Source organism: Cardinium endosymbiont of Culicoides punctatus (genome assembly GCF_004354815.1).
Taxonomy (GTDB): Bacteria; Bacteroidota; Bacteroidia; order Cytophagales; family Amoebophilaceae; genus Cardinium.
In genome coordinates this window covers 32,331-51,318 of the sequence record NZ_QWJI01000004.1, presented here as the reverse complement: position 1 = coordinate 51,318, position 18,988 = coordinate 32,331, and the positions used below count along the sequence as shown (strand labels likewise).

At 33.8% G+C, this 18,988-nt stretch carries 13 protein-coding genes and 1 pseudogene; 5 read left to right on the top strand and 9 right to left on the bottom strand.

What is annotated here, in order from left to right:
- Positions 1–155: 155 nt before the first annotated feature.
- Together CCPUN_RS01405 and truA are read right to left on the bottom strand one after the other, a co-directional pair.
- Entirely contained in the window at positions 156–1,019 is an 864-nt protein-coding gene (locus CCPUN_RS01405) for an ankyrin repeat domain-containing protein (protein ID WP_165941896.1), read from the bottom strand.
- A gap of 292 nt (positions 1,020–1,311) precedes the next feature.
- Positions 1,312–2,061, bottom strand: coding sequence for a tRNA pseudouridine(38-40) synthase TruA (gene truA, locus CCPUN_RS01400; protein ID WP_133281804.1), 750 nt, complete (start codon positions 2,059–2,061; stop codon positions 1,312–1,314).
- 240 nt (positions 2,062–2,301) lie between these two features.
- Between truA and CCPUN_RS01395 the strand changes: the two genes are divergently transcribed.
- From CCPUN_RS01395 to CCPUN_RS01380, 4 genes are all read left to right on the top strand, one after another.
- Positions 2,302–3,786 carry a potassium/proton antiporter gene (locus CCPUN_RS01395; RefSeq protein ID WP_133281803.1) on the top strand — a complete coding sequence of 495 codons (1,485 nt, stop codon included), beginning with the start codon at positions 2,302–2,304 and terminating at the stop codon, positions 3,784–3,786.
- 91 nt (positions 3,787–3,877) lie between these two features.
- Complete coding sequence (gene lpdA, locus CCPUN_RS01390; RefSeq protein ID WP_133281802.1) at positions 3,878–5,272, top strand: dihydrolipoyl dehydrogenase; 1,395 nt, start codon at positions 3,878–3,880, stop codon at positions 5,270–5,272.
- Positions 5,273–5,316: 44 nt separating this feature from the next.
- Positions 5,317–6,792, top strand: a complete 1,476-nt coding sequence (gene proS / locus CCPUN_RS01385; RefSeq protein WP_133281801.1) for a proline--tRNA ligase — start codon at positions 5,317–5,319, stop codon at positions 6,790–6,792.
- A gap of 5 nt (positions 6,793–6,797) precedes the next feature.
- The gene (locus CCPUN_RS01380) at positions 6,798–8,033 is read left to right on the top strand and encodes an ABC transporter permease (RefSeq protein ID WP_133281800.1); all 1,236 of its coding nucleotides are present in this window, start codon (positions 6,798–6,800) and stop codon (positions 8,031–8,033) included.
- 83 nt (positions 8,034–8,116) lie between these two features.
- Here the strand turns inward: CCPUN_RS01380 and CCPUN_RS04890 are convergent.
- The 7 genes and pseudogenes from CCPUN_RS04890 to CCPUN_RS01350 form a co-directional block, all read right to left on the bottom strand.
- A pseudogene (locus tag CCPUN_RS04890) lies at positions 8,117–8,317 on the bottom strand (IS701 family transposase); the annotation flags it as partial.
- A 398-nt stretch (positions 8,318–8,715) separates the two neighbouring features.
- Complete coding sequence (locus CCPUN_RS01375) at positions 8,716–10,563, bottom strand: ABC transporter substrate-binding protein (RefSeq protein WP_133281799.1); 1,848 nt, start codon at positions 10,561–10,563, stop codon at positions 8,716–8,718.
- Positions 10,564–10,849: 286 nt separating this feature from the next.
- On the bottom strand, positions 10,850–11,686 hold the full coding sequence (locus CCPUN_RS01370; RefSeq protein WP_165941895.1) for a hypothetical protein: 837 nt from the start codon (positions 11,684–11,686) through the stop codon (positions 10,850–10,852).
- Between the two features lie 137 nt (positions 11,687–11,823).
- On the bottom strand, positions 11,824–12,819 hold the full coding sequence (locus tag CCPUN_RS01365) for a hypothetical protein (RefSeq protein WP_133281797.1): 996 nt from the start codon (positions 12,817–12,819) through the stop codon (positions 11,824–11,826).
- Between the two features lie 731 nt (positions 12,820–13,550).
- Positions 13,551–14,426 carry an NAD kinase gene (locus CCPUN_RS01360; RefSeq protein ID WP_133281796.1) on the bottom strand — a complete coding sequence of 292 codons (876 nt, stop codon included), beginning with the start codon at positions 14,424–14,426 and terminating at the stop codon, positions 13,551–13,553.
- A gap of 20 nt (positions 14,427–14,446) precedes the next feature.
- Entirely contained in the window at positions 14,447–15,196 is a 750-nt protein-coding gene (locus CCPUN_RS01355) for a biotin--[acetyl-CoA-carboxylase] ligase (RefSeq protein ID WP_133281795.1), read from the bottom strand.
- Between the two features lie 121 nt (positions 15,197–15,317).
- Positions 15,318–17,243, bottom strand: coding sequence for an AAA family ATPase (locus tag CCPUN_RS01350; RefSeq protein WP_165941894.1), 1,926 nt, complete (start codon positions 17,241–17,243; stop codon positions 15,318–15,320).
- A 479-nt stretch (positions 17,244–17,722) separates the two neighbouring features.
- Here CCPUN_RS01350 and dprA point away from each other — a divergent pair, with 479 nt between their 5' ends.
- A complete protein-coding gene (dprA, locus tag CCPUN_RS01345) occupies positions 17,723–18,850 on the top strand; it encodes a DNA-processing protein DprA (protein ID WP_133281793.1) in 1,128 nt (375 codons plus the stop codon).
- Positions 18,851–18,988: the final 138 nt, after the last annotated feature.

Here is an 18,988-nt window from a genome sequence, read left to right as displayed (position 1 = left end):
CTATACAATTATAAAAATTATTAGTAATCAATTATAAAATAATTGTAAGATTTGCATTTTTTGGTGCGGAATGTGGGTTTTAATCTACTTCAGTGGGCCGAGGACTTACGCAACAGGGCTATTAGTTAGTAAATCCTTTGTGTTCTTGGCTATACTCAGTGCCGACTAAGTAAGGGCATTGCGGCAGCAGGCTTACGCAACAGGGCTACTAATGATGGGTACCTAGACTGCACCTTTATTCTTTTCAATAGGGTAGAAAAATGTGTTTCCAACAAATTTTTAATATTTGGATCTGTTGCTAAGTCAATTGCTCGCATGTCATCCTTGTTCTTAGTCCAGATATTGGCACCGTTGTCTAATAACACTTTCACAAACTCTTCTTGGTTTGATATTGCTGCAAGATGAAGTAGTGTATTCCCTTTACTTTCATCAGAGTAGTTTACAATATCGGTTGTAATAGAAGGATCATTAGCATTAAGACGCTGAATTAAAGATAACACCTTTTGAAAAGGGGCTATCTCTCCCTTTTTTATTAGTTCTCTAAGAGCACTATTTAAGTGCTTTAGTAGTAAATTATAAGTATGCTGATTTGTATTTTTTTTTGCTAGCAAAACTGGGGTATTCCCCTGATAATCCTTCTTAAACATCATATCTGGACATTGAAACTCCAAGAAAAATGAGTTAATAAGCTTTTCGAGATCTCCACTTGCCATATTTGTCATATTTACCATATGATGAAGCAGTGTCCAACCTTTATTATCTACATCATTATAACTATATTGACGCAATATGCTGTTAGAATTACCTAATCGATTACTCCGCATATCAAAGTTAATAGTCTTAGGTTTTTTCTGGCTAAGATCAATAGGTAGACCGTTTACCTGATGACTCTGATCATACTTTCGTTTTATATTATTTATATTATTTAGTTTACCACAAGAAACTGCAAGTAGCATCAAACAAGTATAGACTATTTGTGTGCATTTGATAAAAAAAATGGTTACTTTATTATTGTTCATAATCATTAAATCTTCAATGTAAAAATTTTGAATAATCCCGAACTGAAACTATAATAAACACATTTCATGTGTACAAATATAGAATTTTTTTATAAAAAAAATACATAATCATACCTAGCACTAGACAATTTTATATACTATAAGTCATGTTCTGTTTGGGAAGCTATTTTTTTATGTGTAAAAATCAATAGAAAAAATAAAATAATGTGATAAAAAATTGTAATATTCTAACCTAGCATGTTACAATTATTGCTCTTTGTTATATTACACTGGACTGATTTTTTAGGACTCACTATTCTAGAAATAACACTTCTGGATACCCTACCTCTACCAGTGTTAAACCATGTGGAGGAGCTAAGGTAATTATAGGTCGTTTGAGCGGTTTTTCCAAGATCATTTTTTTTAGAACACTTAAACTCATTTTGCCAGTTCCTACTTTAAGCATCGTGCTTACAATGGTTCTAACCATACCATATAAAAAACGATCTGCCTTAATACGAAATACGAGTTGAGAGCCCTTTTGGACCCAAGCAGCCTCTTGTATATCACATACAAAATGTTGTACTTGATGGGTTATCTTGCTAAAAAATTCAAAATCGGTCTTCAGGCAAAAAAGTGCTGCTGCTTGATTTAATAATTCCAATGGAGGTAAGTGGTGCAACCAGCTAGCTGTATATCCACAAAATGGATCTTTGTTCACATTGATGGTGTACTCATATATCCTATAAGAAGCATCAAAACGGGCATGTGCATCATCTACCACTGGACGAATAGTCGTAATGCTAATATCTGATGGAAGCATCCTATTAAGCCTATATAATAGATTAGAGGTATCTAAGGTAGGGGTTACATCAAAATGAGCAACTTGTTGTTTGGCATGTACACCTTTGTCTGTTCTACCACTTCCATAGAGATGAATAGGCTCGGATAATATCTTGCTTAATAATTCTTGTAGAATGCCCTGCACAGAAATCGCATTTTTCTGTATCTGCCAGCCGCTATATACCCGCCCAATATAAGAGACATATATAAAATAACGCATTCAATATCTGTGTATAAGATTAAAATACAATGCACTATTTTCCTCAGAAGCATGTTGAAAGATCATTTTTGCAATAAAAATACTCATAATTACGTAATTTAATTAAATTTTGCCTAAATTTAATTTATAATTAAATATTATGGTCTAATCGTAGATGTCGTAGATATTTGTTACCTCCTACTTTAAAAGTATTAGGAAATATAGTTTATCAAAGAACCTTGTTTTTAACCATAAAAAACCATGAATCTTCCAGAAAGTCTACTCATTGCTGGTTCTTTTTTACTTTTCTTAAGTATAGTAACTACTAGACTATCTACTAGACTGGGTATTCCTGCATTAATACTTTTTTTATTGGTAGGCATGGCCGCAGGGCATGAAAAATTAGGGAATATTGATTTTCATAACCCGATGGCCGCACAATTACTAGGTGCCATTACACTTAGTTTAATCCTTTTTACAGGAGGAATAGAAACAGAATACAAACACATACAGCCTATTCTTTGGAATGGCATATTACTAGCAACGGTAGGTATTTTAATTACCACCTTCTGTGTGGGAATTTTTACTTGGGGGGTTACCAAACTTTGGGGAGGCAGTATACAATTTACCTTATTAGAAGGTCTGCTGATGGGTTCCATTGTTGCATCTACAGATGCCGCAGCGGTATTTTCCATTATTAGGTCTAAAAATATGAATCTCAAAGCCAACCTTAGTCCCCTCTTGGAGCTAGAGTCTGGTAGTAATGATACCATGGCATGGTTTTTAATGCTTTTATTTAAAACACTCATTATAACTCAACAAGCCATGAGTCCAATGGCTGCACTATTTACCTTTGTTCAAGAAATGGTTGTAGGAGGTTTAGCTGGTATAATAATAGGTAGACTCATGCTCTTATTGCTTAAAAATCTTCAACTTGCCAACCGTTCACTCTATCCAGGCTTGATATTAGCTGTGGTCATTTTCACCTATTCTGGAACACACTTTTTACATGGAAATGCTTTTTTGGCTGTTTATCTCGTGGGATTAATTTTAGGAAATAGAGACTTCCCACATAAAAAAAGCATCATACAATTTTGTGAAGGGGTTTCCTGGCTGATGCAAATTATTATGTTTATCATGCTTGGGTTATTGGTCTATCCAAATAAGTTGCTGCCTATTGCGGGAATTGGGATGTTGTTATCTATGTTCTTAATGTTTATAGCACGTCCTTTAAGTGTATTCCTTTCATTATGTTTTTCTAGAACCCTAAACTTTAACCATAAGGTTTTTATTTCTTGGGTAGGGTTAAGAGGAGCCGTTCCGATTGTATTTGCTACCTATCCATTGTTAGATAACATTGACAAGGCTGGTATTATCTACCATATTGTTTTCTTTATTGTACTTACCTCTATTTTGTTCCAGGGGACAACATTGTCTCCATTGGCAAAATGGTTGGATTTAGAAGAACCTATAGCAGAGGAACATACACCTAGTATTCAGCTATCACAAGAGGTAAACAGCGAACTTATTGAACTCATTGTTCCGGAACATGCTACTGCCATTGGAAAGAAAATCGTACAGCTGAGTTTACCTGAAAACTCATTAATTGTACTTATAAAACGCAATGGTTCCTTTATTATTCCTAGAGGTGACACCATTGTTACCGTACTGGATTTGCTCATGATTATGGTAGAAGACAGAGAAGCAATTGATGTTGTTAAGGAGCGGCTTGGCATAATTCATTAAGTGGCCATCGAATACTAACCATTGTAATTCAGAACTAGAATAATGATTATATATCTTTAAATACACATATTTAAAGCAACTTAGAAACTATATGTCAACACAATACGATATTATTATAATTGGAAGTGGCCCAGGAGGCTATGTTGCAGCGATTCGGGCTGCTCAGCTAGGTATGCATGTTGCCGTGGTAGAACAAGATTTAATAGGTGGGATTTGTCTTAACTGGGGATGTATCCCTACAAAAGCATTGCTAAAAAGTGCAGAAGTATTTAACTATTTAAAGCATGCTGCAGATTACGGCATTCAAGCAGAACAAGTAAAGCCAGACTTTCAAGGAATGATGCAACGAAGCAGAAATGTTGCAGATACTATGGGTAAAGGTATTCATCACCTATTTAAAAAGAATAAAATTACTATCTTAGAGGGGCGTGGTAAAGTTTTGCCTAATGAAACCGTTTCTGTAACAGACAAAAAAGGAGAAGATACGCTATATACTGCTCCCCATATTATTATTGCCACTGGAGCAAGAAGTCGTTCTTTGCCAAAAGTACCTATAGATGGATCCAATGTTATTGGTTATAGAGAAGCCCTTTCCCTTGTTACCCAACCAGCTTCCATGGTAATTATTGGTGGAGGTGCTATTGGATGTGAATTCGCCTATTTTTACAACACAATAGGCACAAAAGTAACCCTAGTGGAATATATGCCACGCCTATTACCCCTTGAAGATGAAGATATCTCTAAACAAATAGAAAAATCTTTTACCAAACAGGGGATTCAGGTTTATACTGGCTCAGAAGTTACGCAAGTAAAAGTTGTAACACCAGGAACCCATGTACATATGCATACCCCAAAGGGAGATATACAACTAGCTGGTGATATTGTCCTGTCTGCTGCCGGCATTCAGCCAAATATAGAACATATTGGCTTAGAAGAAGTTGGCATATGCATAGAAGATGGAAGAATTGCAGTAGATGCCTATTATAAAACCAATTGCAAAGGAATCTATGCCATTGGAGATGTGATCAAAGGTCCAGCATTGGCCCATGTAGCATCCGCAGAAGGAATTATTTGTGTAGAAAAAATAGCTGGACTGAATCCAGATCCTTTGAATTACAATAATGTTCCAAACTGTACCTATACCTATCCAGAAGTGGCTTCAGTAGGCTATACAGAGAAGGCTGCAAAAGAAGCTGGTTACAAAACTAAAATAGGTATTTTCCCATTTTCTGCTTCTGGGAAGGCACATGCAGCTGGTAATCCCGAGGGGCTTGTGAAAGTGATTTTTGATGCCCAATATGGAGAGTGGTTAGGTGCACATATGATTGGTGCTCATGTTACAGAAATGATAGCAGAAGTAGTTGTAGCACGTAAACTAGAAACCACTGCACATGAGATTCAAACCAGTATACATCCACATCCAACCATGTCTGAATCCATTGTGGAGGCCGTTCATGCAGCATATGGAGAGGCAATTCACGTATAGCAGAAAGATAGCCTTGATGTGTTAATAATAAAATATGATAAAGTATGTCTACACCTTTGCCTAAAAGAGACGCTAATTTTTCTGCTTGGTATAACGAGCTGGTATTACGTGCAGACCTTGCAGAAAATGCCCCTGTACGTGGTTGTATGATTATCAAACCTTATGGTTATGCCATTTGGGAAAGATTGCAAAGCTTTTTTGACAAAGCTTTTAAAGAAACAGGTCACGTAAATGCATATTTCCCCTTACTCATTCCTAAATCCTACTTAAGCAAAGAAGCAGACCATGTAGAAGGTTTTGCTAAAGAATGTGCGGTTGTTACCCATTATCGACTGAAAATGGCGGAAGATGGGAATGGCGTTGTCGTGGACCCTGCAGCTAGGTTAGAAGAAGAGCTCATTGTACGGCCTACTTCTGAAACAGTTATATGGAGTACCTATAAAAATTGGGTTCAATCTTATAGGGACCTACCTATTTTGGTTAACCAATGGTGTAATATAGTACGTTGGGAAATGCGTACTAGGTTATTTTTACGTACTACAGAGTTTTTATGGCAAGAGGGACATACCGCCCATGCTACCCGTGTAGAAGCAGAAGCGGAAGCGTTACAAATGCTACATTTATATGAACGCATTATTCGGGAATATATGGCCATTCCATTGGTCAAAGGAGTTAAGACAGCACATGAACGATTTGCAGGTGCAGAAACTACCTATACCATTGAAGCTTTACTGCAAGATGGAAAAGCCCTCCAAGCTGGTACTTCCCATTACCTGGGACAACGTTTTGCTAAAGCCTTTGACGTAACCTTTACCAATAAAGAGGGTATACGTGACTATGTATGGGGCACCTCTTGGGGTGTTACTACCCGTCTTATGGGGGCATTGATTATGACGCATTCAGATGATGATGGATTGGTACTTCCCCCTAAAATTGCCCCTATACAGGTAGTGATGATACCCATTTATAAAACAGAGGAAGAATATCGTACCGTCGTTGCACAATTAGCTGCTTGTCAAAAATTATTGGCTAGCCAAGATATTCGAGTAAAACTGGATGATAGAGATACCCGTAAGCCAGGTTATAAGTTTGCTGAGTACGAACAAAAAGGAGTCCCTATACGTATGGTACTAGGCCCTAATGATTTAAAAAATAAGACAGTTGAACTAGCACGTAGAGATACAAAAGAAAAGATCACTATTCCACTAGCAGATTTAAGCACACAGGTTTCTTCTTGGCTAGAGGCAATTCAGGAAAACATGTACCAGCGTGCTTTATCTCTGCAGCAGAAGCATACCATACGTGTAGATGACTATGCTGCATTTAAGGAGCGCATAGCAACGAAAGGAGGTTTTTTGCTTGCCCATTGGGATGGAACAACAGAAACAGAAGAGAAAATTAAAGCAGAAACAAAAGCTACGATCCGATGTATTCCATTAGATAGCGTTGAAGAGGAAGGATGCTGTATCTACACGGGAAAACCCTCTAAAAGACGCGTGATTTTTGCACAAGCCTATTAACAAACATGCCATTGTTTAGGGCCATTTATTTTGCTCTTTTTATAACAAATCGAATACGACAAAGCAATAGACAGGCTTTTGCTTATGTTGTACATCAAGTTGCAACATTCAGTCTTGCCATAGGGTTTGCTTCTATATTGGTTGCATCAATGGTAATGTTTGGTTTTCAGTCAGAAATTAATAAAAAAATGACTTCTTTTTTTGGGCATTTTGAAATTACCAAACAGGTGGGGCATGCATACCCTTACGAACCACCATGCATACATGCAATACAGATAAATCGTTTGTTAAAAAACTTGCCCACTGCCATTGAAAAAATAGAAGCTTTTGCACAAAAACCAGTCCTTATTGATACAAAAGAGGGTATCGAAGGGTTGCTATGTAAAGGACTAGATCATAACACATTACATCAAGAATTAGAAAGTTATATAATCGCTGGAAGGCTTCCATATTTGAAAGCATTAACCTATCAAAATGAATTATTAATTAGCCATTATATGGCACAAAAATTATCCATTGCGTTAGGTGACCATATTATTATTCATACCATAGATCCTAGTACCCGTTTTAGAAAATTAAAGGTTGTTGGAATATATCGTACCTATATAAACGACATAGATGCTAGCTTAGCCTTTTGTGATATCCGGCTCATTCAACGTTTGAATAACTGGACTCCAGAAATGGTAGATGGATATGAAGTTTTTATAAAAAAAAATATACCCATAAAAAAAATGTTAAGGGATGATATTTTACACCTTATAGATGATAATTTACGTGTTGTCAAAACGGATCAAAAATATGCTGCTTTTTCTGATTGGCTTGCTATTTTTCAAAAAAATACCATCATTTTTATGGTATTTATATTATTGATAGCATGCTTTACCATGGTTGCTACGGCTATTGTTCAGGTTATAGAACGTAATGATATGGTGGCTTTATTCAAATCTTTAGGCGCACATACCTGGCAGATTAATGTGATTATTCTTTGCAATAGTTTATATACACTTTGTTGGGGCATGTTATATGGAAATATATTGGGTATGGGATTATGTTTTTTGCAATCTCATTATAAGCTGATTACACTTGAGCCAGAGTTGTATTATATGCAGCATGTTCCTATTTCTTGGGTCTGGCAAACTGTTTTTCTTCCTAACCTATGTGCATTTTGTGCCATTAGTTTAGGTTTGTATGGTGCAATCACATTATTCAATAAAAATAAAATTATAGAAGCATTAGAGTAGAATCCGAGATTGCTCACTAAAAAACGTAATTTTTTAATTATTTTTAAATCAGTATAAAAAATAGTTCGGAATGTCGGATATAACAATAAGTAGCCATGCTTAGAATAGACAATATCTTGTTTTATACGTTCCCATATAGCTCTACTAGGTAATTTTGATCCATTGAGATGGCGCCATACACTATCATGTTCAAGACCTGCAGCTATCTCTGAAAAATAGGTCCCTGTATAATTGTCAGGACTATTAATTAAAAATTGACCATAGATTTGTGTAGTAACTTTCATGGTTGAATAAAATAAGTTGCAGTTAGTAACTATAACTCCCACATTCCGCACCTTTTTTTGTAATGATTATGAATATAATAAAAAATATGGCTAAATATATTCTTTAAATAGCATAATTGATTATCAGATGAAAATATTTTTATAAAAATTAATACATAAGCTGGCGTACTGCTAAAATTTTTAATAGAAATAGCATAATTTATTCTTAATCAATTATAAAAATAATTCAAAAATTATGTTTTTTGGTGCGGAATGTGGGATAACTACAAAAATATTAATTATTTAATACTTTGCGAAAGTCCTGAAATAGACTAGACTTCTTTGGTACAAATAAATAATCACCTTTTTTACTCCTTATATGAGAGCTTATTTATGATTTAGTCATGATAGTCAATTTATTAATTTTCATTTTGCACAATAAAATTGTTGTTATTAAAACATAAAATGGGAATATGTTGATTAGAATGGTATTTCCCATAATACGCTCCTTGAAAAATCACGCCCGTGTAATGCATATTTTCCCATTCTTTCTGGAAATAGATGCCATACGTTGATAACATTTTTCCAAAAAATAACATCATTTCATAGCCAATATAGTTGTAATCATTAGCTTGATGGGCCGTTTTCTTGAAAATTTTTTTTCGAAATGTAGTTAATGCAGATCTATTAAAATCTATATAGCCAGGGGCTAAAAAAAAGATTTTCAACCTTTTAAGTTGATTTAGGGTAATAATTTCTTGTTTTATCCATTGTTCATGCCCTATAATATAGGGGTGTATGTTAAATTTGAAAGGGAAACTCAATACACTAGAAACAAGCATTTTATGTTGTGAAGGAAGGTAGATATGGGTTATGCGTTCTAGATCTAGATGATTGATTTTTTCTTGTTCTTCTATTTCTCTTGTTTCTTCTGCGGTTACTTCTTCTGCTTCATCTTTTTTACCCTTACCAAGGTTGCAAAAAAAATCTTTGATTTCATTAGGAGTAGAAAATTGTAAGAAAAAATCTATTTTCCTACCTAATTCCTGTTCTATAACTTGTTTATACAGTTCTGCTTGTAAAAGATCTTCTCGTTCTTTACCATAAAAAACAGCTATACAAGGGTGTTCTATCTGTTTGGTAGCTATATCTCTCAGTGTAAGCCACGCTGCTTTTTGCGCACAGGTTTCAAGGCTAGGTTGAAAGAGAAAGGCAAATGGATTATTATTGATAATAGAGGAATTTGTTGAAATAGGATTCACAAAATTAATTTTATGCTTTTTGGCAAATGTAGCAACCAATGGAATGGTAGAAGGATAGAGAGGACCTATGATCAAATCCATATATTGCATCTTTTCTTGTGCAAGCAAGTCAGCCGTAACTTTAGCATTATTTTTAGTATCAAAAGAAAAAAGTTTAATTGCAATGCCTTCTTGTGCAAGCTCTTCTATGGCTATTTTGATACCTTGATATAGGTCAATTACAAATAAATCTGTACATGATGTATAGTTTATCTCCTCTACAAGAAATGGAAAAAAGACAGCCACACGATATGCATCTTTTCGTTTAGATTTTAGGTTACGCAAGGGATCATATATGTAGTGTTTAAAGTGATACTGAGCAGCTAATGAATGTACTAAAGAGAAGTCTTGTGTTATATATGCCTGACGGGCAGCTTTTTTATATAAGGTTTGTTTGATCATCGATTCATTTGGAAAATGCGATGCTAGTTCTTGTAGATAATCAAGATTTTCTATTTTTTTTATAAAATATTTCTTCATTTTAGCAATAGCATCAACCATTTTTTTATCTTGGATTAAAGAAAGCAATGTGAAGGCATCGTTGTATTTTTCTTCCTCGAAATTGCATCGTGCGCACCAATAGAGTGTTTCATTTTGTTTATTCCATGAAGGAAATTGTAAGTGTATCCACGAAAAACTTTGCTTAGCCAATGCTTTTTCACCATTATAATAAGCAGATAATGCATAGTAGAAATGGACATAGGGGCAAAGTGGGGTGTCACTACAAACTTGTTTAAGTACATCAAATGAGCGTTTTGCATCAGCATAATTGTTCTTTTTGCAAAGATGCTTAGCCTGTTCATATTGTTCTAAAAGGGGGGCATAATGCTTTGTGTCTACAGCCGTTTTTGTGCTTTTTTTGGCATAAATGGGTCTAGCTGTTACAAATAGACAAGTTAGTACATACAGAAGAAATACTATATATATGCCGATTACTGATTTTTGTTTCCGCTTATACAAATTCATCGCTTAATATAGTTAGAGATCAGCTAATAAAAATGTTATTGATTGGTGTTACATGGTAATAACCACTAAAAAACACGCACAAATTTACAAGAATCTTAGGTCACTTGCAATTACATAAATGCTCATTCTATATTAGAATATATGATAATCATTATTATGCAATAATCCTAGGACTAGATAGGCGATTTTAAGGTTTTTACATTTACAGGAAGTATATATTATAAACATATATTCGTAAATAATTTACCTTATTGCAAATTATTTTTAAGAAGAACAATCCTATATGCTAGGTTTGATTTTTTGTAACGTAGAAATGACACTCTTCCAGAGAGCTTTGTGTATAGGTAGATTTAATAGAACCACTTGGAACATCCGTACAAACTTTTGCACCTTCAGGCAAATATAAATCTAATTTCCCTACACCACCTTCTACATCAATACAAACACGAGATCTAGGTAATTTTTCATACTTTACAACAACCTGTATAGGATCATCAAAAACTAATTTTAAATCATTTTTCGCTTTTACCTCTAGATGATTTATTACTGTAGCATTATTGAGTTTTATTGGCGTACTTTTATCAAATTGATATACAGCGACTTCTTTAGATCCAATTGTAATTTTGCTTATTAAACTCTTTTGCGATATGTATAAAGAGAGTCCTTTAGCAGCAGTTACAATATTCGGTATGTTACTTGATACTTTAATTTTATAATTAATCTGGCTACTGTTGCTACTGCTTAGAGTAAATTTTCCTCCCGAATTACTAGTTGTTGCTAGGCTATTTTCTTCACTTTGATATTTGACTGTAGTATACTCCTTTTTTGACAGAGCAAGATTAATACTTCCTTTTGTAAAGAGAAGGTAGATTTCTTTTACACCAGGAAAGCTTGAATCTGGAATATTACGCCTACTATCCACTCCTAGCATGCGATTAAAACCAAACGGCGTTGAAATAATACTTATACTATTTGATTCTGTTGAGTTATTATTGAAATCAGTTTGGAGTTGATTATTATTTGATTTTGTGGAATTACGGCATGCTGGTAACAGTTTCAGTATTTGCCATGTACTTTGCTGATCAGAAAATTTCTGATCAGCAAAGCTAAAAGTATTGTCCATATGGTTTTCATTAGAGTAACGTGCACAACTAGGAAATAACAAAACAGCAAGCATTGCAAGAAAAGTATATCTAAAAATTTGGCACATAAAATTTATAGGAAAAGGTTTAATTTTGAATGTATTTGTTACTCGTTTTTTTAGTTTTGTTTGCTGCTAGGTCTATATCTTTTTATGGATATTTCCCCTTTTTCTGATGGAGGATTCGTAGTATTACTGGATCCTGGTTGTACTTTACAAGTAATATGGAAGTCACATTCTTGTAAAGTGCTATTTTTAAATACAGATTTAAATTCAAGTGAAAGATTAGGATCTTCTATATCCATATAAATTTTTGCATCTTTAGGTAATCGTATTTTTAACGTTCCTCTAGAAGTTGTTGTTACATCAATATGAACACAAGATTGAGGAATGTCTTTATACTCTACAATAGCGATTCCAGAATTATAATGTAATTTTAAATCACCTTTTGCTTTTATCTTTGCATCTATTCTTTCAGCTCGGAATTCCATTGGCATATTATTATAGTATGCACGTATATCTATTTCTTTTGCTGTAGCTGAAATTTTTTCTGTTGAATTATTTTCTATGCGTAAAAAGAGCTTCTCTTGAGCATTTATGGTAATAGGCATATTAGGCAACCTTTCAATTTGATAATTAAAATGATCATTGCTTGTGCCTATAGTAAACCTTCCTTCAGGATTATCCATATGTACTGAACTATTGTTCACATTCTGATATTTAACTGTAGCATAATTGTTTTTTGAGGGATGAATATACATTATTCCTGTTTTTAGCTTAACCTCTATTTCTTTTATGGTATAAAAATTTAGACCCGTTAAATTATGAGATATAGTCCTTTTTCCATTGGAATCAAATGAAATCGTTCTTGTATTTCCCCAAATCATGCCATATTTACTCCCTGATAAGGTTGGAACTCTTGAATGTAGCTTTAGAGAAGCCCAGTTAATTTCTTTAGGGAAACTAAATCGACTAGACTTTTCAGTTTCTTTTTGAGCACTACTGGTAGTAGGATTATACATATACTGCCTGTTGATATGACTTACACAACTAGGAAATAATAAATAGGAAAGTGCTATAAAACATACAACCTGAAAAACTTGATATGTAAACATGACAATAGAAGATTAAAATTGATAATATATTTAGAATATGTACACAACACTAACACCTGATGCTAGATAACCTATTATGAAAAGAATATATCATTATAAGCTGACGGACATACAAAAATTACGATAAGCCCAAAACTAAAAAACATCATATCTGTTTTTTTATAAAAAACTAGGTACAATTTTAAACAAAAAATTACAAAAACACAAATTTACAAACAGGTTTTTTTGTTTGGTCCATCTTCGTTAAACTAAACCCTATGTTCCTTAATTTTTACTGCGTATTTTATCTTTCATATGAATCAGTTGTAAAACTATCACCTTTTTATACAAAACATAGCGTACCTGGGAAGTTATTTTTCTTTTTAGATAGTTCAGATTCAGCATGAATAACTACCTCAAACATATATACTTGACAGTAGTGAACCGTTTGCAACCTGAACAACAACACCATTTTTGATTTTGATAAAAAAGCGCTATCTTGCAAGAGACAAGCCGGTACGGCTAGCTCCTACTTAATCCTCCAGGTCTGGAAAGAAGCAAAGGCATAGTGGTTGTAGCAGCGCGATACTCGGCTTGTTTTTCATCTTCTTCCTGCCCAATGATTGCATTCCAAATCCACTCAAATGATTACCTAAAAACTTCTGGGAAACATATCCCTCTTAGATGATTGTATATGATGGTTTATTTAGTTGGTTTTGAACTAATATTCTGTACTAAGAAATGGTCTTGGTTTATGTTTTTCTACAATCCATACCCCAATAAAGCTTTTCACGTAACACATCAAAAAGAGAGGTATGCCCAAGCTGGACAAGCTTCAATATAAAAGGAGCTTTTTCTATAACGAGTCTCTGCTGGGTAGCTGCTGGTATAGATCTCCCATCTACTGCAATAAGCATATCTTTATCTCGTCCCTTAACGATAAAACTCAATTTGGCTGTTTCAGGTACCACCAATGGCCGTACAGCAAGGTTATGTGGACTCAAAGGGGTAATGACAAAGTTATTTGCACTAGGTAACATAATTGGCCCTAAGCAACTAAGTGAATAGGCTGTAGATCCAGTAGGTGTAGCAATAATTAATCCATCAGCCCAATACGTTGTAATAAATTTCTCATCTATATATGCATCAATAGTCAGTAGTGAAGCAGTGTCTCTTTTTAATAATGCAACTTCATTTAATGCAAAGGCATCAGAAATATGTTCTCCACATAATGATAAAATTGTTCGCTGTTCTATGGCATAATCACCTTCAAAAAAATGTATTAGTTCCGTGACCGCTTCTGAGCAACTTAACATGGTTAAGAATCCTAGCGTTCCTGTATTTACACCAAGTAGTGGAATTGCTTTATCATTGATATAGTGTGTTGTTTCTAAAAGAGTTCCATCACCACCTAGGCTAATCATCAGTTCTACATGTAAAGCATTTAATGCCTCAATATCAAAGATTGATAGGTATTTTAAACAATTAAGCTCATTTAAATTTAACAATTGTGCAAATGTTGTAGAAATTATTACCTTTTTATTATAATCTTTTGCCAAAAGAGTTATTTTTTCTAAAAACTCTATACTGGCCGAACAAACTTGTCTGGAATGTATTGCTATCGACATGAATATCTTTATTCTAAAGCTTAAATAACAAAAGTAATCTCTTTAGTGTCATAACTACAAATATTTCCATTGGACATTTCTATAAGTAGTTGACCAAGCCTATTGACTCCTACGATACGTCCTGCTATATATCCAGCAGTATGTTTAAAACAATGAACCTCCTTGTTCCTATATAGGTTACCTAGATAATTTGACCAAAGCAAATCTCCTTTCCCATTATGCAACTGAGCATAGTAATTTCCTATTGCTTGTAAAATATGATTTAAGATAGTACCTCTATCAAAGGTTGTTTGTTTGATTAAGGCTAACGAAGTAGCATTTGGCAAGTCAAAGTGTACCTGATTTATATTCAGTCCAATACCAATAATGGCTGTATTTATTTTATCCCTACTACCAATGCTGGTTTCAATTAAAATACCACCGATTTTTTTGTCTAAATAATAGATATCATTAGGCCATTTTATAGAAATACCTTCTGTACATTGACGAGCAAGTACTTCGTAAATAGACAAGCTAATAATAATATTTAAAGAAAAAGAATACTTTATGGCTAGAAACTCTGGATATAAAACAAGGGAAAAAAGTAGATTCTGAGCCTCGGCTGAATGCCAATGATTACCACGCTGACCCCTACCTTTGCACTGATAATCTGCAATAAAAACAGTTCCTTCTGCTACCCTCTTATTCGAAATATATTGTTTTGCAATATCATTGGTAGATGAACAACTTTTATAATAAAAAGAGGCCCTATCAAACAGGTAGTTAGACATGTCAAAATCACGCTTTTATTACCCTACTTATTTAGTGTAGAGAGATGACAAACTGCCAAATATCATAGATTTTTCAAAAAAATCTTGCGAAATTAGGCATAAAATCTGTGTTACGATACAATTAACCGTTGCTTCTACTTCTTTGATCATTAGTTTTTGTTTCTTTATCTTCTAATTCTGACACGTTTATTACCCCTTCTACAAAAACTTGATCTCTAGATACAAATTTCTTTTTTGCATCCTTACTAAGATTATTATTGTGGTCTTTACGCTTTACTTCAATAATACATTCATTGATATTACGATGAGCATCATCATCTTTATTAAAGACACAATTTAACCCTATATGGACTATCTTTTTTTTTCTATAATATTTATTAGAGTATTTATTCTTTTCTATCTGTTTAAGTGCTTTTTCTGCACTTTGATTTTTTTTAAGCTCTATAATATAAACAACATTATTTTTCGTGTCATCAATAGTTATATCCGAACGACCACAACCTGTTTGCTCCTCTACCCGCATATGAGGTCCACCAACTGTATGATGACACGCACCATTTAAAAAAGAATGTAAAATATGTTGGAAACTTTTTTCCTCATCTTTAAGCGCCTCGTAGCTCGCATTGGCAAAACAAGAATCTCTAAAGAGTTGTAATAAACTAGGCCAGTTTTCTTCATTTAAAGCAGCGAGTACATGTTGACTATCTTCTTTTCCTATTTCTTCTTGTTCTTCTAAAATAATCTCTTCTATGTTTTTTGAGAGTGAGTCCCTTACTTCTTTATTAGGAAATTTTAGGGAATACGTTTCATCAGTGGGATCATATTTATCTATGGTTAGATAACCTGTTTGATACATTAATGCTTCTAAAGTTAATGCTTTTCTACTTTTAGTAAACATGATATCATCTTCTGTTACAGAAAATCTTAACTCCTGCCAATCCATATCGAATCTGTCGATTTTTTCTCGCATCTGTTTTAACAAAATACTAGGATCCCCTGTTCTATACCAGTAACCTTTTAAATGACCCTTTTGAAAAAAAGATAATACAGAACTCGGATTATACATAGATATCCCATTATAGGAAAATCTATATCCATTATAATAGGACTTAATAGCATCTATAACTTTTTCTACCGTATACTTTTCTCCTTTTCTATTTTCCAACTCTTTGATTACATAAGCAAATCTGTTCTGAAATAGATTTTCAATATCTTCCTCTTTATATCCAGCAACATCTGAAAATTCATTATCTATGGACACATCATTTCCCTGAAATATATTAGCACCAGAACCTAAGTCTGTTAGACTAAATCTAGTTACACCAGTCATAAATATCAATTGACAGTCATTGGTACAACTTTTAACGACAGTTAAAAAATCTTTAAGTACTTTTATACAATCATTATAAGTTTGAGACTTCCAATCTAAATTGATTAATTGACTATCATACTCATCTATTAATACAACTACTTTGTTTTCATAACTATCATCTTTTGCTTTTAATGCTTTTAAACTTGCAATTAAGTTTTCGTAATAAGACTGAAAAGAATCATGTCCAATAGGATTATGAAGTTTTGATTCTACACCGTAATTTTTGGCAACTGTGTATAATAATCTTTTTAGTTCAGCTTTTAACGTCTCAGAGCTTTCATTATCTAACTTAGAAAAATCCAACCTAATCACTGGATATTTTTTCCAGTCGTATTCTTTTGGTTCTTCTTTAGGGTTATGTTTGTTTATTTTAATTTTATCTCTTCCTATGCAGCAGTCTGAAAATAAGTGTCTATACTTGTCTCCTTCAGCTATCTTTGCTATAGTATCTATAAGTAAAGATTTACCAAATCTGCGCGGACGTACCATAAAAACAGCTCCTTTATTTTTTAACAACCGCCAAACATGCGCTGTTTTATCTGAATAAAAGCCTGATACAACTACATCTTCAATATTAGATTGAGTAATAGGCAAAATACCTGTATACTCCAATTTAGACCTTTTATTATTGATATTTCTTCCTAAATCTTCTCCTAGCCTTATATTTCCTTCCATATTGTACTGTGTCGATTTGCTACATGAAAATAAAAATAACACCATACAAAATAGTATATTCCTAATTGTTTTGTTTTTTTTTAAAACATTTTTTAAAACATTTGTTTTTTACTGCTCAATATCTCTTAATGAGCTATGTAGGCAAATAGCTAAGATTACACCAATGATACCTGATGTATCACTATCTCCCATAAAGAGAGATCAGGCTATATATTATTTTTAGTTACAATGCCAAAGATACAAAGATTATTTGACGGAATGCCTCATTAACGTAGGTGTAGCTGACATTCTGCACTTAAAAACGTAATTTTTTAATTATTTTTACAATTGCAAATGGTTTATCGCCTGATGCTATAAAAAAATCATTCTTAGTGATTACAGCGACTATGATGAGCAAGAAATCGACAAGATGGTAAAGGAAACAAAGACGAAGAGTAGTAGAGATATCAGAAGACCGGATAAAAGTGCATAATTAAAAAATGGAACCACTAACCCAAAAAGAAAAATATTACCGATTGGCACTTTCCTTAATTCCAGGCATAGGGTGTACTTGGCTGAAAAAATTATTAGCCCATTTTGGTAGCGCCCAGGCAGTGTTTAAAGCTTCACATACAAACAATAACCAAATCCCTGCTAAAATAATTCAAGCCATTCGGGAAAATAATAACACAGAACGTGTCAAAGAAATCATAGAAATACATAAGGCTCATGACATTGAAATCATAGTAACAGAAGAAGATGTTTATCCTAAAAGACTGCTGGAATTACCAGATAGACCTGCCATTCTTTACTATAAAGGAGCAAAAATATTAAACAAACAAAGGGTAATTTGCATAGTAGGCACTAGGCAACTCTCCGCATACGGGAAAAAAACTATTACCAAATTTATAAAGGAATTGGCTCCCTATCAACCCCTTATTGTAAGCGGACTCGCTTATGGTACGGATATATGGGCACACGAACAAGCACTGGAATTTGGATTAGACACAGTGGCTGTGTTGCCCAGTAGCCTCAATGAGATTTATCCTACTATGCATAAGAATATAGCCCTGAAAATAGGGGAATCAGGTGGAGGCATCCTTACAGAATACCCTATTGGAAGTGGATTAGCAGCCTATTCCTTTATAGCACGCAATAGGATTCTAGCAGGGATAGCAGATGCAACTATAGTAATAGAAGCAAAAGAAAAAAGTGGCTCACTAATAACCGCCTATTATGCCAATAATTACCACCGAGAAGTTTTTGCACTACCTGGTAGCATCTATGCAGCTACTTCAGAAGGATGTCATCAATTAATTAGACGCAACCAAGCACATTTAATTACCAATATGAATGACTTGGCCTATATAATGAATTGGGAAATCAATCCAAAGCACGCAATACAACAACCTGAGTATACAGCTTACAAACTGACTCCATCGGAGAAAATAATTTTAGAACAACTCCGGAAGAAAGTAGAACCTATAGCGATTGACAATTTAACTGTTGTGACTGAATTATCCTTAGGAGAAATACAAGCTGCACTATTATCATTAGAACTGCAAGGTCTAGTCTCTACACTCCCTGGTAACCGTTTTACATTAACGCATACATATGGTAAAAAGTAGCATTACATTTTGGAATACTCAACCAACACTTTGGCATCTTACTAAAGACAACAAAAATTGTCATTTTTTTAGTAAATTACGAAAAAGAAAAGAGCATTTATTCCTATTTTCTTTTATCTTTTTATACTAAAATTCTAA

What these genes read in the sequence shown, in the direction of transcription:
- CCPUN_RS01350 (WP_165941894.1), bottom strand. Translation starts at nt 17,243, where the DNA reads ATGGAAGGAAATATAAGGCTAGGAGAAGATTTAGGAAGAAATATCAAT.
- CCPUN_RS01365 (WP_133281797.1), bottom strand. Translation starts at nt 12,819, where the DNA reads ATGTTTACATATCAAGTTTTTCAGGTTGTATGTTTTATAGCACTTTCC.
- lpdA (WP_133281802.1), top strand. Translation starts at nt 3,878, where the DNA reads ATGTCAACACAATACGATATTATTATAATTGGAAGTGGCCCAGGAGGC.
- CCPUN_RS01395 (WP_133281803.1), top strand. Translation starts at nt 2,302, where the DNA reads ATGAATCTTCCAGAAAGTCTACTCATTGCTGGTTCTTTTTTACTTTTC.
- proS (WP_133281801.1), top strand. Translation starts at nt 5,317, where the DNA reads ATGTCTACACCTTTGCCTAAAAGAGACGCTAATTTTTCTGCTTGGTAT.
- CCPUN_RS01360 (WP_133281796.1), bottom strand. Translation starts at nt 14,426, where the DNA reads ATGTCGATAGCAATACATTCCAGACAAGTTTGTTCGGCCAGTATAGAG.
- CCPUN_RS01370 (WP_165941895.1), bottom strand. Translation starts at nt 11,686, where the DNA reads ATGGACAATACTTTTAGCTTTGCTGATCAGAAATTTTCTGATCAGCAA.
- truA (WP_133281804.1), bottom strand. Translation starts at nt 2,061, where the DNA reads ATGCGTTATTTTATATATGTCTCTTATATTGGGCGGGTATATAGCGGC.
- dprA (WP_133281793.1), top strand. Translation starts at nt 17,723, where the DNA reads ATGGAACCACTAACCCAAAAAGAAAAATATTACCGATTGGCACTTTCC.
- CCPUN_RS01375 (WP_133281799.1), bottom strand. Translation starts at nt 10,563, where the DNA reads ATGAATTTGTATAAGCGGAAACAAAAATCAGTAATCGGCATATATATA.
- CCPUN_RS01355 (WP_133281795.1), bottom strand. Translation starts at nt 15,196, where the DNA reads ATGTCTAACTACCTGTTTGATAGGGCCTCTTTTTATTATAAAAGTTGT.
- CCPUN_RS01405 (WP_165941896.1), bottom strand. Translation starts at nt 1,019, where the DNA reads ATGAACAATAATAAAGTAACCATTTTTTTTATCAAATGCACACAAATA.
- CCPUN_RS01380 (WP_133281800.1), top strand. Translation starts at nt 6,798, where the DNA reads ATGCCATTGTTTAGGGCCATTTATTTTGCTCTTTTTATAACAAATCGA.